Raw genomic sequence first — 14,250 nt, 5'->3', positions numbered from 1 at the left:
GAGTCGATGCGATATCCCGCAACAAGACCATAAAACCTACGGTCGCGCAATCGGAAGAAGCCGTACAAGGGGTGTGCGCCGGTCGCCACCGCCGCATGAGGGTGACGTTACGCCGGCCCGTTTCCTCTGATGGAACGAACGTCAGCGCCACGCCTGCGTGAATTCCGCGATCACGCGCGACAGGTGTGCACGCATCGCGTCGCGTGCCGCGGCCGCGTCGCGCGCCATGATCGCCGCGAAGATCCGCTGGTGATCTTCCTGCGACGCCTCGCGCAGCGCGGTCGAGTGAAAATGCTCCTCGATCTTGTCCCACAGCGGATCGCTGCGCGCGCAGTCCCACATCGCGGTGACCATGTGCAGCAGCACCGTGTTGCCGGTCGATTCGGCAATCCGCAGATGAAACTGGCGATCGGCCGCGTCGTACGTGGCCTTGTCGTCCATCTGCTCGCGCATCGTCGTCAGCGAGAAAAACAGCCGGTCGAGATCCGCATCCTTGCGTTCGGTCGCCGCGAGCGCCGCGACTTCCGCCTCGATCAGCCCGCGTGCGCGCAGCGTCTCGATCGGCCCCGGGCCACGCGGCACCTCGAACGTCACCGGCCGCGCGGAGTCCGCCGCCGATACGTAGATACCCGAGCCGATCCGCACCTCGACGATCCCCTGCACCTCGAGCGCGATGATCGCCTCGCGCACCTGCGTGCGGCTCACGCCGAACTGGTCGGCCAGGCTGCGCTCGGACGGCAGCCGCGCGCCCGCCTCGAACGCGCCGGCGGCCACCATCGCGTGAATCTGCCGCGCAAGGCCGATATAGGAGCGGTCCGCGGCATCGGTGTCGCGGCTGGCTGGCAGGCTGGAAAGATCGGTCATCGAAAGGCTCGCAACAGGCTGGCCGGCGCCGTCGCGGCGCCGGATCGCCAAAATGGTACACCAATTCCGGCCCGCTTCCGATTCGGCGTGTTGACCGGTGTGCATGGGCCTTGCCTGAAGCGACATGCCAGCCAGATCTGAACCCAACAACTGGTAAACCACTATCCCGCACAACTGGCATACCAATCATAATCCGCACACCGGAGACAGGCCGGCACGCTGCCGCCCGTCCGCCCGATGCAACAACCGCCAGCCAGGAGCCGCTCCAGTGAAGATGTCTTTCCGTTGGTACGGCGAGTCCGATCCGGTCTCGCTGCAATACATCCGCCAGATCCCGGGCGTCACGCACATCGTGTCCGCGATCTACGACGAACCGGTGGGCGAAGTCTGGCCCGCGCACAAGATCGACGCGCTGAAGGCGACGATCGAGCGCGCCGGCCTGCAGTTCGAAGTCGTCGAATCCGTGCCCGTCCACGAGGACATCAAGCTCGGCAAGCCGGGCCGTGACCGCCTGATCGACAACTACCGTCAGACGATTCGCCATCTCGGCGCGGCCGGCGTGCGCGTCATTTGCTACAACTTCATGCCCGTGTTCGACTGGACGCGCACCGAGCTGTCGAAGACGCTCGACGACGGCTCGACCTGCCTCGCGTTCAGCACCGACGCGGTCGACCGGATCGATCCGGACGACGGCATCGCGCTGCCGGGCTGGGATTCGAGCTACCGGCCCGAACAGTTGAAGGCGCTGCTCGCCGAATATCGCGACGTCGACGAGGCGGCACTGTGGGCAAACCTCGAATACTTCCTGAAGGCGATCACCCCCGTCGCCGAGGAAGCCGGCGTGAAGATGGCGATCCACCCCGACGATCCGCCCCGCCCGATCTTCGGGCTGCCCCGCATCGTGAAGAACCGCGACGATCTCGCGCGGATCGTGCGCATCGTCGACACGCCCGCGAACGGGCTGACGCTGTGCTCGGGCTCACTCGGCGCGGGCCCGCAGAATGATGTCGAGGCACTCGTGCGCGAATTCGGCGCGATGGGCCGCATCCATTTCGCGCACATCCGCAACGTGAAGGTCGACCCGAACGGCGATTTCGAGGAAACCGCCCACCTGTCGAGCTGCGGCTCGCTCGACATCGCCGCGATCGTGAAGGCGTACCACGACACCGGCTTCACCGGTTACGTGCGCCCCGACCACGGCCGCATGATCTGGGGCGAGACGGGCAAACCCGGCTACGGCCTCTATGACCGCGCGCTCGGCGCGGTCTACCTGAACGGCCTGTGGGAAGCGCTCGCCAAGTTCGACCGCACGCCGTCGCAAGCCACGCGATAACTCGCCCATCGAGGCCGCCGGCGCTGCGGATCGCCAGCGGCCCGCCACGACATTCCGCGCGGAGACACCGCATGCCACGCATCCGATGGGCCATGATCCTCATGTGCTTCCTGGCCAACGTCATCAACTTCATCGACCGCGCGAACCTCGCGATCGCGGCGCCCAGCATCCGTGCCGACCTCGGCCTCGACGCGGTCGGCATGGGTCTCGTGCTGAGCGCGTTCTTCTGGACCTACGCGTTCCTGCAACTGCCGGCCGGCTGGTTCATCGACAAGGTCGGCGTACGCGTGAGCCTCGCGCTCGCGGTCGGCTGGTGGTCGGTGTTTACCGTCGCGACCGGCGCCGCGCGCGGCCTCACGCAGCTCGTCGGCGTGCGGCTGATGCTCGGCGTCGGCGAAGCGGCCGCGATCCCGTCGTTCGCGAAGGTCGCGTTCAACTGGTTCCCGCGCAGCGAACGCGGGCTCGCAAGCAGCATCTTCGACAGCGGTTCACGCGTCGGCTCGGCGCTGTCGCTGCCGCTCGTCGCCTGGCTGATCTCGATCGTCGGCTGGCGCGGGTCGTTCGTGATCACGGGCGGCATCGGCATCGTGTGGGCACTGGCGTGGTGGTTCATCTATCGCGACCCGGAACGCTATCGCGCGATCGCGCCCGACGCCGTCGATGCACTGCTCGCGCAACGCGGCGCACCGACCGTTGCGGCCGCAACCGACGGCCCGAAGGTGTCGTGGCTCGACCTGTTCCGCTACCGCACCGTGTGGGGCATGATGATCGGCCTGTTCTGCCTGAACTTCGCGATCTACTTCTTCATCACGTGGTTCCCGAGCTACCTGCTGCAGTCGCGCGGCTTCTCGCTCGCGTCGCTCGGCACGTGGGGCATGCTGCCAGCGCTGCTCGCGATTCCGGGCGGCTGGCTCGGCGGCTATGTGTCGGACAGCCTGTTCCGCCGCGGCTGGAGCGCGACCGCCGCGCGCAAGACCTGTCTCGTGATCGGGATGCTGCTGTCTTCGTCGATCGCGCTGTCGGCGGTCGTCGAGAACGTGTGGGCCTGCCTCGGCCTGTTCGCGCTGGCTTATGCGAGCCTGTCGTTCGCGGGCGCCAACGTGTGGACGCTCGTCGGCGAAGTCGCGCCGACGCCTGCGCATGTCGCATCGCTCGGCGGCATCCAGAACTTCGCGGGCAACCTCGCGGGGATCTTCATCACGACGTTCACGGGCGTGATGCTGTCGATCACGAAGGGCTCGTTCGCCGTGCCGCTCGCGGTGGCCGGTGCGTTGTGCGTGGTCGGTGCACTGTCGTACCTGTTCATCGTCGGCAAGGTCGAGCCGTTGCCGCCGCTGCGCGGCGGTGCGAACCCGCGGAATGTCGAGCCGAACGCGGCCTGACGCGGCAGGAAAGCGCGGCCGGCGCGCCCGCGCTTTCCTTTTCGGGCCGCGCATCGGACAATGAGCCGCGCCCGCCGGCGCGGCGCCACTCCGGCCCGCGCGCGGCGACGGCGCGCGCCACCCTCGCCGATGAAACGCTACGAAACCCTCGCCCACACGATCGCCGACGACATCCGCAACGGCAACCTCGCCGTCGGCACGCGCCTGCCGTCGCTGCGGCAGATCATCGCGCAACACGGCGTGAGCCAGTCGACGGTGTTTCGCGCGTACTACCTGCTCGAACAGTGGGGGCTGATCCGCGCACGCGAACGCTCGGGCTACTACGTCGCGCCGGGCGCGACGCCCGAGGCAAGCCCTGCCGCCAAGCGCCGTGCAAGCCGTCCCGGCGCCACGCGCAAGGTCGACATCAGCAGCCTCGTGTTCTCCGTCCTCGATGCGGCCACGCAACCCGGCATCGTGCCGCTCGGCTCCGCCTTCCCGTCGCCGCAACTGTTCCCGCTGCCGCGTCTCGCGAAATCGCTCGCGCAGGCCACCCGGCTCGTCAGCCCGTGGAGCACGGTCGTCGACCTGCCGCCCGGCAACGAGGCGCTGCGCCAGCAGATCGCACGGCGCTATCTCGCGACCGGCATCTCGCAGCCCATCGACGAAATCGTCGTCACGAACGGCGCGCTCGAAGCGCTGAACCTGTGCCTGATGGCCGTCACGCGGCCCGGCGACGTCGTGGCCGTCGAGGCGCCCGGCTTCTATGCGGCGCTGCAGGCGATCGAGCGGCTCGACCTGCGCGCGGTGGAGATTCCCGTCGATCCGCGCACGGGCCTCGATCTCGATGCGCTCGCGAACGCGCTCGACCGGCACGACATCCGCGCGTGCTGGTTCATGACCAATTTCCAGAATCCGACCGGCGTCACGCTGTCCACCGAGAAAAAACGCGCGCTCGTCGAGTTGCTCGCCGCGCGCGACGTGCCGCTGATCGAGGACGACGTGTACGGCGAGCTGCACTTCGGCCCCGACTATCCGCTGCCCGCGCGCGCGTTCGATCGACACGGCCTCGTGATGCACTGCAGTTCGTTCTCGAAGACGCTCGCGCCCGGCTACCGGATCGGCTGGGCCGCCGCCGGCCGGTTCGCGGAGAAGGTGCAGCGGCTCAAGCTGATGACGACGCTGTCGGCCAGCATCCCCGCGCAGGTCGGTATCGCGAACTATCTCGAGCACGGCGGCTACGACCGGCACCTGCGCAAGCTGCGCGGCGCGCTGCACACGCAGCTCGACCAGATGGACGACGCGCTGCGGCGCTGGCTGCCGGCCGGCGTCGAGTGGGTGCGGCCCGAAGGCGGCTATTTTCTGTGGCTCGCGTTTCCGGACGCGATCGACGCGATGGAGTTGCATCGCCAGGCGATCGCACGCGGGATCAGCTTCGCGCCCGGGCCGCTGTTTTCGGCCGCGCACGGCTTCGAGCGTTGCGTGCGCGTGAACTTCGGCCATCCGTGGAGCCGCGACATCGAGCGCGCGATCCGTGTGCTCGGCGAGCTCGTCGCACAGCCTTCGGTCCGCAAGGGCGGTTGAATCGCACACGATGCACGCGATGCAGGTGATGCGCACTGCCTGCGCTACGACGATGCACGCAATCCACGCGCGGGTTACAGTGCTGATCCCGCCGCCCTTCATGATTTCCGATGAGTCAACTGCCCTACCTCGATCACGACGCGCTGTTGAAACTGACGGCTGAAGCCGCGCACGTCACGCAGCCGTGCACCTGCACGAAAACGCCGCTCGCCGGATGGACGACCCTGCCGTTGTCGCTGCAGGGCGCGCAACTGACCGAAGTCGCCACGCTCGTGCCGCCCGGCGAGACGGAGCCGACCTACGCCGAATATCATCCGGGTGGCACGCGCTACGCGTCGGACGACGCGCCGATCGCCCTGCGCCATTTCCCGTACAACCGCTGCACCGTCAACCGCTGCCGCTCGTGCGGCCGCCTGTTCCTGCGCTACCAGGAAGGCGGCGGCTACTTCATCGACCAGCGCATCCGCGCGCTCGATCCGGCACTCGTCGTCGACGCCGCAGTATAAACACCCGCCACGGGCATGCACGCATGCCCGGCCCGCGCCGTCGTCACGCCGGCCATCTGCTGCGCCCTTTTCGTCCCCATCTGCTGCTTGTCCCGCCTCACTGCGTTCCCTACGCTGTCTCCGGTTGCCTGACACCCGTCGCAACGTCTCTCCCGAGCTGCGCGCTTCGCGCCGTGGCTCCACTCGCGTATCACGTCATGTATCGATATACCGTTTTCGACCGGGCGCTCGTGCACAGCCGCGCCGCCCAGTTTCGCGACCAGCTCGAACGCTGGCAGCACGGCACACTGAGCGAAGATGCGTTCCGGCCGCTGCGCCTGCAGAACGGCTGGTACGTGCAGCGCCATGCGCCGATGCTGCGCGTGGCCGTACCGTACGGCGAACTGTCGAGCGCACAGTTGCGCGTGCTCGCGCGGATCGCGCGCGACTACGATGTGCCCGACGACGCCATCTATCGCGCCGCATGCGACGCACAGTCCTTGCTCGGCACGCTGCGCCTGCCGACCCGCAGCGCGCACTTCACGACGCGCACCAACGTGCAGTTCAACTGGATTCCGCTCGCAAAAGCCGCCGACGTGATGGACCTGCTCGCGACCGTCGACATGCATGGCATCCAGACGAGCGGCAACTGCATCCGCAATATCTCGTGCGACGAACGCGCCGGCGTCGCGCCGGACGAGATCGCCGATCCGCGCCCGTTCGCCGAAGTGATGCGCCAGTGGACGACGCTGCACCCCGAATTCGCGTTCCTGCCGCGCAAGTTCAAGATCGCGATCACCGGCGCGGCCGAAGACCGCGCGGCCACCGACTGGCACGACGTCGGGCTGAAGCTCGTGCGCGACGACGCGGGCGCGCTCGGCTTTCGCGTGAGCGTCGGCGGCGGAATGGGCCGCACGCCGATGATCGCGACGCTGCTGCGCGCGTTCCTGCCGTGGCAACACGTGATGAACTACATCGAGGCGATCGTCCGCGTGTACAACCGCTACGGACGGCGCGACAACAAGTACAAGGCGCGCATCAAGATCCTCGTGAAGACCGAGGGGCAGCGTTACATCGACGACGTCGAGGAGGAGTTCCGCCAGATCGTCGATCACGACGGCGGGCTGCACACGATTCCGCAGGTCGAATTCGACCGCGTCGCCGCATCGTTCGTCCCGCCGCGGCTCAAGCCGCGCACGGCCAGCCTGCGCGATGCGAACCTGCGCATTTCCGCCCAGGCGGCACGCCATCCGGCCTTCGCGCGCTGGCTCGCACGCAATGTCGCCGACCACCGCGACCCGGCACTGCGCATCGTCACGCTGTCGTTCAAGCGCCGCCTGCAGGCACCGGGCGACGCGTCGCCGGACCAGCTCGACGCGCTCGCCGATCTCGTCGACCATTTCTCGGCCGGCGAGGCACGCGTCACGCACACTCAAAACGTCGTGCTGCCGTGGGTGCACGTCGACGACCTGTTCCTGCTGTGGGAAAACGCCCGCACCATCGGGCTCGCGAGCGCGAACGTCGGACTCCTGACGGACATGATCGCGTGCCCGGGCGGTGACTTCTGCGCGCTTGCCAACGCACGCTCGATCCCGATCGCCGACGCGATCACCGAACGCTTCCAGGATCTCGACATGCTGCACGACGTCGGCGACATCGACCTGCACATCAGCGGCTGCATCAATTCGTGCGGCCATCATCACAGCGGCCACCTCGGCATCCTCGGCGTCGACAAGGACGGCGCCGAGTGGTACCAGGTCACGCTCGGCGGCTCGGACGGCTCGACCGCAAGCGGCCCCGCGCGGCCGGGCAAGGTAATCGGCCCGTCGTTTTCGGCGGACGAGATCGTCGATGTCGTCGACGCGATCGTCAACGCGTATCTCGACGCGCGGATCGATGACGATGGCCGCAGCGAACGATTCATCGACACCGTCCGCCGCGTCGGCATTGAACCCTTCAAGGCCGCCGCGAACGACGCGCGCCATCAGGTGGAGCACGCATGAAACAAGCGCACCCGACCGCACGCATCCGGCTGCTGACGCCGGCCGAACACGCCGGCGACGCGCAGCAGCACGACGCGGCAACGCTGACGATCGGCAACGACGAGGAACTGCCGCCGCTCGCCGCGCAAATCGCGCAGGCTGCGCGTATCGACCTCGCGTTTCCGTCGTTCACCGACGGCCGTGCGTACAGCCAGGCGTACCTGCTGCGCAAGCGCTATGGCTTCGCGGGCGACTTGCGCGCGACCGGCGACGTGCTGGTCGACCAGTTGCTGCTGATGGAGCGCACAGGGTTTTCGAGCGCGGTGCTCGGCGACGGCACGGACATCACGGCCGCGCGGCGGCAACTCGACCGGTTCCCCGGCTTCTACCAGCACGATGCGCGAACGGCGACGCCGCAGCAGGACGCGGCAACGCCAGCCGGAAAATGAAACGGGCGGCCCGCAGGCCGCCCGTACGATGAACCGGAAGCTGCCGGCCGGCGCCCGCCGCGAAGCGGGCGCCGGCGTTCAGCGTGCCGCCACCGGCTTGCCGAACGCGCCGAGAATCTTCTTCTCGAGCGCGATGTAGTCGCGGCCGAAGTGATGATCGCCCTGCGTCTTGACCACGTCGGCGCCCGTGTTCACGAGTGCCGGACACATCGTGTCCTTCTCTTCCGCGCCATAGAAGCACTGCACGAGCTGCGGTGGCACCTTCGCGATTTCCGGCGCGACCTTCAGCGCCTTGTCGCTCGCGGGCATGCCGAGCCAGCCCGTCACGCGGATCTGGAAATCGGCGGCCGGCGCGAAGCCGAGCAGCGACATCACGGCGACCTTGTCGCGCAGGTCGGCCGGCAGCCGGTTGTACGCGAACGGCATCACGTCCGCCCCGAACGAGTAGCCGACCAGCGCCACGCGGTTCGCATGCCAGCGCGCCATGTAGGTGCGCATCACGCGCGCGAGATCGCGGCTCACCTGCGCCGGCGGCTTCTCGCTCCAGAAATAGCGCAGGCTGTCGATGCCGACCACCGACACGCCGTCGCGCTGCAGCGCCTCGGCGATCGTCTTGTCCAGATCGCGCCAGCCGCCGTCGCCCGAAATCACGATCGCGAGCTGGCCGTTGCCGCCCTTGGCCGGCAGCTCGACGAGCGGCAGGTCCGACACGTCGAGCTCGTCCCCGCTGCTGCTGTCACGCAGATGCGACGTGACGAGCGATACGAGCTTCGCGGAATCACCCGCGGCCGCCGTTTCGACAAAGCCCGGCATCGCGCGGCGCACGATCGTCGGATCGGGTGGGCACGGCTTGAAGCGCGGATCGAGCTTCGCGGCCGGACCGACCGATACGACGCCCGCGATCGTGTTCTCCGGCGCCATCGACAGGATCTGCTTCGCGATCGCGCCGCCCTGGCCAACGCCCGCGACGATCGGCGTGAAATAGCGCGACGATTGCGCAAGGCGTTCGAGCTGGTGGCTGACCGCCTCGGCGTCGCCGTCGAGGTGGTGGCAGGCCTCCTGCTTCGCGGCGAGATTCGTCGCATAACGCTCCGAATCGACGCCGACCGTCATCGCACCGGCCTTCGCGAGCGCGTCGGCGGCCTGCTGGTCGGCCGCATTCCAGCCGGCCTCACGCGAGAACAGCACGACGAAGCCGCGCAGCGGCCCGCTGGGTTTGGTCACCGTCACGGGCCCATAGCGGCCGCCCGAAACGGTTTCGGCCTTCACTGCGGCTGGCTGCGTGGCGCACGCGGCGCCGGCCAGCATCATTCCCGCGCAGGCGGCTGCCGCCCGCGCGATTCCCTTCTTCGACATCATGAACGCCGACCTCCAGCCAGCAATGACAGATCCGCCAGCGTGACGAACACGCCGACCGTGCCCGAGGCCGCGAGGTAACGCGGTTCCCAGTGCGGTTCGAACTTGCTCTTGAATGCGCGCAAGCCGCGGAAGTTGTAGAAGCGGCCACCGAAGCGCCAGACCATCAGGCCGATCCGGTGCAACGGCGACGGCATCTTCGCCGCCCCCATCCCCGAGAACGGCGCGATACCCAGGCTCAGCTTGCGGAAGCCCGCTTCCTTCAGATGCAGCGCGAGCTGCGTAAACAGATATTCCATCGCGTACGGCGACGCGTCCGGCAGATGGCGCATCACGCCGACCGTCGCCTCGGTGTTGAGGTCGGTCGTCATGAACGTGACGAACGCGATTGGCTTGTCGGCCTGCCGCACGAGCATCACCGACTGCGTCGCCAGATAGCCGTCGTGGAACGCGGCGACCGAGAAGCTCTTCTCGCGCGCGTCGCGGCTGTCGAGCCAGCCGTCCGAGATGTCGCGCAGCGCCGGCAGCGCGGCCGGCACGTCGCTCGGTGAGATCACCTCGACCGTCAGCGCGTCCTTGTCGCCGCGACGCAGCGCGTAGCGCAGGTGCGAGCGGTTCGAACCTTTCAGGTCGAACCGCTCGAGTGCGATATGCGCTTCCTCGCCGAGCTTCATCAGCGTGAGCCCCGCGTCGAGATACAGCGGCAGCGCGTTCGCGCGCACCTGGTAGAACGCCGCACGGCCGCTATGCGCGTGTGCGAGCGCAATGAACTTGCTGATCAGCGCCGGCCATTCCTCGCGCGGCCCGACCGGGTCGTGCAGCGCGGCCCACGTGCGGCCGTTCTTCGCATACATCAGGAACGCCTGGCGGGACTCCGAGAACAGGAACGACTTGTCGCCCATCAGCGCGAGGCCCGCATCACTGCATTCCTGCGCGCGGATGATCCGTTCGGCATCCGACAGATCCTGCTCCGCAGGCTTCACGAAGCGGCCCGGCGCCGGGCGCAGCAATTGCCACAGCGCGAACAGCGCGACGAACACGCCGGACGCGAGCGTCGCGCGCAGCGCGCGCGGCGCACGCGCGTCGAACGAGAAATGCGACCACAGCTCGCGCGTGTACGGCACGTCGCGGAACGCGAAGAACAGCACCCACACGGCCAGCATCAGCACCATCGCCACCGACACGAACCAGCTCACCGTGAAGCGCTCGGCCAGCAGCGACGAATGGCGGTTGAAGCGGCGACGGCTGACCAGCAGCAGCACCAGCAGCGTGCCGAGCACGCCGGCCTCGACGAACGCGAGCCCCTTCGCCAGCGACAGCGCGAGGCTGGCGAGCGTCAGCGCGAAAGTCATCCACCATGCGCCGTCGAGGCGGCGCAGCAGCCCGCGCGCGACGAACAGCAGCGCAACGCCGAGCACGCTGCAGATCACCTGCGAGCCTTCGAGCACCCACAGCGGCACGAGATGACGCAGGATCGCGATCCGGTACCAGAACGCAGGCGTCGCGCTCGAGATCACCAGCATCCCGCCGACCGCGAACGTCACGAGGCTCAGGAACACCGGCGCGAGCTGCGACACGCGCACGGCCTGCCGCGTCACGAGCCGGCGCCGCAGCGCGCGGCCTTCGAAACCGGCCAGCAGGCCGGCCGACAGCACGAGCGGCACGCCGAAATAGATTGCGCGATACGCGATCAGCGCGGCGACCATCGAGTGCGGCGGCACTTCGCGACCGAGCGTAAAGACCATCGCGGCTTCGAACACGCCGATCCCGCCCGGCGTATGGCCGATCATCCCGAGCAGCAACGCCGCTGCGTAAACAGTAATGAAGGTCGGGAAGCCGACCGGCGCGGCCGGCAGCAGCACCCACAGCGTCAGGCCCGCCGCGACGACGTCGAGTACCGCATAGACGACCTGCGCGACGAGATCGCGCCGCGCCGGCACGTCGAACGACAGCCACTTGAAGCGCGTGACGACCGGACGCGCGGTATTGCCGCACATCACCACCATCGCGGCCAGCACCGCGAGCAGCGCCGCGCCGGTCCACGTCAGCACGCCGGGCGCGACGTGCAGCATCGCGGCGAGCGCCTCCGGCACGCAGACCATGCCGATCGCCGTCATCCACACCATCGCGAGCGCGAGCGTGCCGCTCGTGAACACCGTCATCCGGCCGATCTGCGCGGGCGTGACGCCCGACACGCCGTACACGCGGGCGCGCACCGCGCCGCCCGTCAGCGCGCCGAAGCCGGTCGCGTTACCGAGCGCGGACCCGGCGATCGCGCCGATCCACAGCGCGACGCGCGGTACCTTCGCGGCGACATAGCGCAGGCCGACCGCGTCGCGGGCGACAAGTGCGAGATAACTGAGGGCCGTCGCGGCCAGCGAAGCACCCCACTCGCCGGCGGACATGTGACGCAGTTGGCGGATCACCGACCGGTAGTCGACGGATTCCGACAGGTGCTGGAAAACCACGATCAGCAGCAGGCCGATGCCGAGCGCGAGCAGCGGCGACAGCACACGCTCGTTGCGGATCAACGCCCGGGCACGGGCGATCACCGCCGCGGCGCGGCCGGGCGAACCAGAGTGGCGGGAAGACATAGGTTGTTCAGTGGTGGTGCATAGCGTGTCGCGGCGCAAGACGGCCAGGCGGCGACGTATCTGGTTGTTCTGCGTGGGCGGTCGGCCGAAGGAAGTGGCAGGCGGCGCCTGGATCAGAACTTACGAGTATACGGAATTTATATTACAGAATCTTTCAGGTTCGCATTGTGCGGTTTTGTGGCGCCTCGCACATCAAAATCGCATAAAAAATATCGCGTCCGACAAACGCAAGGTGCGCATCATACCGGGAACCGGAGGGGTTTTTTCATCGGATGAATGACTTGTGATGCATTTGGGAGAAAACTGCCGGGCGGCGCCCTGCGGGCGAGGATAAAACCATGAGGCTGGCGGGCTATCCGGGAATGGGGACAGGTCGGCTGACGGCCTGCTGCCACTCCGTTGGCAGGACAGCCGATGTCCGGTTTGTGCCGTTCTGTCTCGCAATCGGCGATGGCGCGCTGCTCTTGCGTGACCTTCGTCGCTAAAACTGCGCCGTCAGCTGGAAACCGAATGTGACACGCGCGGTCGGGAAACCTGACGGCTTGTAGACCGGCGTACCGGCGAACAGGTCGTACGCATACGCACCAAACCGCGTGCCGACGCTACCCTTCACGCCAATCACCGCGCCTGCCAGTTGCGTGCCGACCAATGCAACCGGCTGCGGCCCCCATACGCGACCGTAGTCGAGGCCCGCGTAGAGCGCCTGCCCCGTCTGTCCGATCGGCATCTGCAACTCGTTGCGCCAGTAGAAGCCGCGTGCGGCGGCCAGCATCGTCTCGCCGTCGAAGCCACGCACGGTGTAGCGGCTGCCGATCGTCAGGTCGTCGATGTAGTACAGCGTGTTGCCGGTGTACTGGCCGTGGAAGGTGCCGACGTAGCGGAACGGTTGTTTGGCGATGGTGAACGGCACCGACAAGTTGGCGTCGAGCACGGCCATCCGGAAGCGGTACGTCGGGCCACCCTCCGCCGCCAGCATGTCGTCCTGCGCGCCAAATGCACCGATGCCCTGCCGGTACGCGAGCATCCCGTCGAACTGTGCACCGCCAAGGTAATGACGGTCGGTCAGTCCGATCTCGAAGAACGTATTGTTGCGGCGCTGCTGCGGGATTTCGGTGTCTTCGATGAAGCTCTGACCGAAACGACGGGACAAACGGAATTGCGCGCCGAACACGTCGTTCTGGCTACGCAGCAACACGCGGTTCAGCTTGAAGTCGACCGTCTTCGAATTGCCGCTCGCGACGAAGGTCTGGTTCACACCGGCGATCTGCTGGTAGTACGTGTTCGTGTACGCCGACAGCGTCGCCGTCCAGTAGCCCCACGGGATCGAGTAGAAGCCGTTCCAGCCGTGCGAGCCGAGGCGCTTGTCGCCCAGTTCAAGATCCTGGCTCACGCCGATGTTGAAGATGTCGTTCAGGCCGAGCGGGTTGTCGATACCGACCGACAGGTTGCCTTGCAGGCGGCCAGTTGAACGCGTGCCGGAATTGTCGATCGATGCGACGACGGTCCACGGTTTGCCGCGTTTTACGTCGAGCACGACGTCGCTTTCGCCGGGCGTGTCGGCCGGGACGATCTGCATCGAGACGTCCTGGTTCGATACGCGTTTCATCTGCTCGAGGCCCTGTTCGAGGTCGCGCAAGTTCAGCAGGTCGCCGTCGCGGGTCGGGAACGCGGTTGTCCAGGTGCCTCGGAGTTTTTCGTCGGAGAAGCGGACGTGGCGGATTACGCCGGGGATCAGCGCGAGCTTGAGGGTGCCGGTCGAGAGATCCTGCCCGGGAAGCAGGACGCGGGTCGTGATGTAGCCGCGGGACAGGATCGCCTGGGACAGGCCTTTGACGAGTACGTCGAGGCCCTGCTTGCCGACGCATTTGCCTGCGTAGTGGCTCAGCCAGTCACGGGCGAAGGCGAAGCGGTCCATCGGCAGTGCAGATGCGCCTTGGGACTTTACTGTGTCGGGTAGTGAATCGGGGACGTCGAGCGTGAAGTTGTCGATGCGGAAGCACGGTGTTTCGGTCGGCAGAGTCGGAAAAGCAGCACTTTCCGACACCGACGAACGCACGGCCGGCGCGGACACGGTCCGCTCGCGTTCACGCGCTTGCTCCTGCTCCCGGGCACGTTGGTCGTTGGTGGTCGGCACCGCGCCCGACGGGATCGATTGCGCGGATACGCCGGCCGATGCAAGCAGCAAGGAGGCTGCAACAAGGTTGGTTCCCCGGATTTTGTTCTTCATGTATTCGGTTTTCTC

Annotated in this window: 10 protein-coding genes; 6 read left to right on the top strand and 4 right to left on the bottom strand. The window is 67.4% G+C overall.

The genetic code is table 11. The features are described 5' to 3' along the window. Positions 1-141: 141 nt before the first annotated feature. A complete protein-coding gene (locus G3O06_RS18420) occupies positions 142-864 on the bottom strand; it encodes an FCD domain-containing protein (protein ID WP_205817057.1) in 723 nt (240 codons plus the stop codon). A 268-nt stretch (positions 865-1,132) separates the two neighbouring features. Here G3O06_RS18420 and uxuA point away from each other — a divergent pair, with 268 nt between their 5' ends. The 6 genes from uxuA to G3O06_RS18390 all read left to right on the top strand — a co-directional run bounded on the left by uxuA (position 1,133) and on the right by G3O06_RS18390 (position 8,058). Continuing rightward, positions 1,133-2,197, top strand: coding sequence for a mannonate dehydratase (gene uxuA, locus G3O06_RS18415; RefSeq protein WP_205817055.1), 1,065 nt, complete (start codon positions 1,133-1,135; stop codon positions 2,195-2,197). Between the two features lie 71 nt (positions 2,198-2,268). Continuing rightward, positions 2,269-3,579 (top strand): MFS transporter, encoded by a 1,311-nt coding sequence (locus tag G3O06_RS18410; RefSeq protein ID WP_205817054.1) that lies wholly within the window; start codon positions 2,269-2,271, stop codon positions 3,577-3,579. A gap of 129 nt (positions 3,580-3,708) precedes the next feature. Then, complete coding sequence (locus tag G3O06_RS18405) at positions 3,709-5,142, top strand: PLP-dependent aminotransferase family protein (protein ID WP_205817053.1); 1,434 nt, start codon at positions 3,709-3,711, stop codon at positions 5,140-5,142. Between the two features lie 110 nt (positions 5,143-5,252). Continuing rightward, a complete protein-coding gene (locus tag G3O06_RS18400) occupies positions 5,253-5,648 on the top strand; it encodes a hypothetical protein (RefSeq protein WP_205817052.1) in 396 nt (131 codons plus the stop codon). 197 nt (positions 5,649-5,845) lie between these two features. Beyond that, positions 5,846-7,630, top strand: coding sequence for a nitrite/sulfite reductase (locus G3O06_RS18395; RefSeq protein ID WP_205817051.1), 1,785 nt, complete (start codon positions 5,846-5,848; stop codon positions 7,628-7,630). Then, the gene (locus tag G3O06_RS18390; RefSeq protein ID WP_205817050.1) at positions 7,627-8,058 is read left to right on the top strand and encodes a DUF934 domain-containing protein; all 432 of its coding nucleotides are present in this window, start codon (positions 7,627-7,629) and stop codon (positions 8,056-8,058) included. The genes G3O06_RS18395 and G3O06_RS18390 overlap by 4 nt, the downstream gene beginning before the upstream one ends. Before the next feature lie 78 nt (positions 8,059-8,136). On the opposite strand, the gene G3O06_RS18385 is transcribed toward G3O06_RS18390, so the two are convergent. From G3O06_RS18385 to G3O06_RS18375, 3 genes are all read right to left on the bottom strand, one after another. Continuing rightward, positions 8,137-9,417, bottom strand: coding sequence for a virulence factor family protein (locus G3O06_RS18385; protein WP_205817049.1), 1,281 nt, complete (start codon positions 9,415-9,417; stop codon positions 8,137-8,139). Further along, positions 9,414-12,008, bottom strand: a complete 2,595-nt coding sequence (gene mprF, locus G3O06_RS18380; RefSeq protein ID WP_205817048.1) for a bifunctional lysylphosphatidylglycerol flippase/synthetase MprF — start codon at positions 12,006-12,008, stop codon at positions 9,414-9,416. The genes G3O06_RS18385 and mprF overlap by 4 nt, the downstream gene beginning before the upstream one ends. 481 nt (positions 12,009-12,489) lie before the next feature. Continuing rightward, positions 12,490-14,235 carry a ShlB/FhaC/HecB family hemolysin secretion/activation protein gene (locus G3O06_RS18375; RefSeq protein WP_205817047.1) on the bottom strand — a complete coding sequence of 582 codons (1,746 nt, stop codon included), beginning with the start codon at positions 14,233-14,235 and terminating at the stop codon, positions 12,490-12,492. Between the last annotated feature and the right edge of the window lie 15 nt (positions 14,236-14,250).

The sequence above is a fragment of the Burkholderia sp. Ac-20345 genome (genome assembly GCF_017104825.1).
In the GTDB taxonomy this organism is placed as follows: domain Bacteria; phylum Pseudomonadota; class Gammaproteobacteria; order Burkholderiales; family Burkholderiaceae; genus Burkholderia; species Burkholderia lata_B.
The sequence above is the reverse complement of the archived record's forward strand: the minus strand, read 5'-3'. Positions and strand labels throughout refer to the sequence as shown.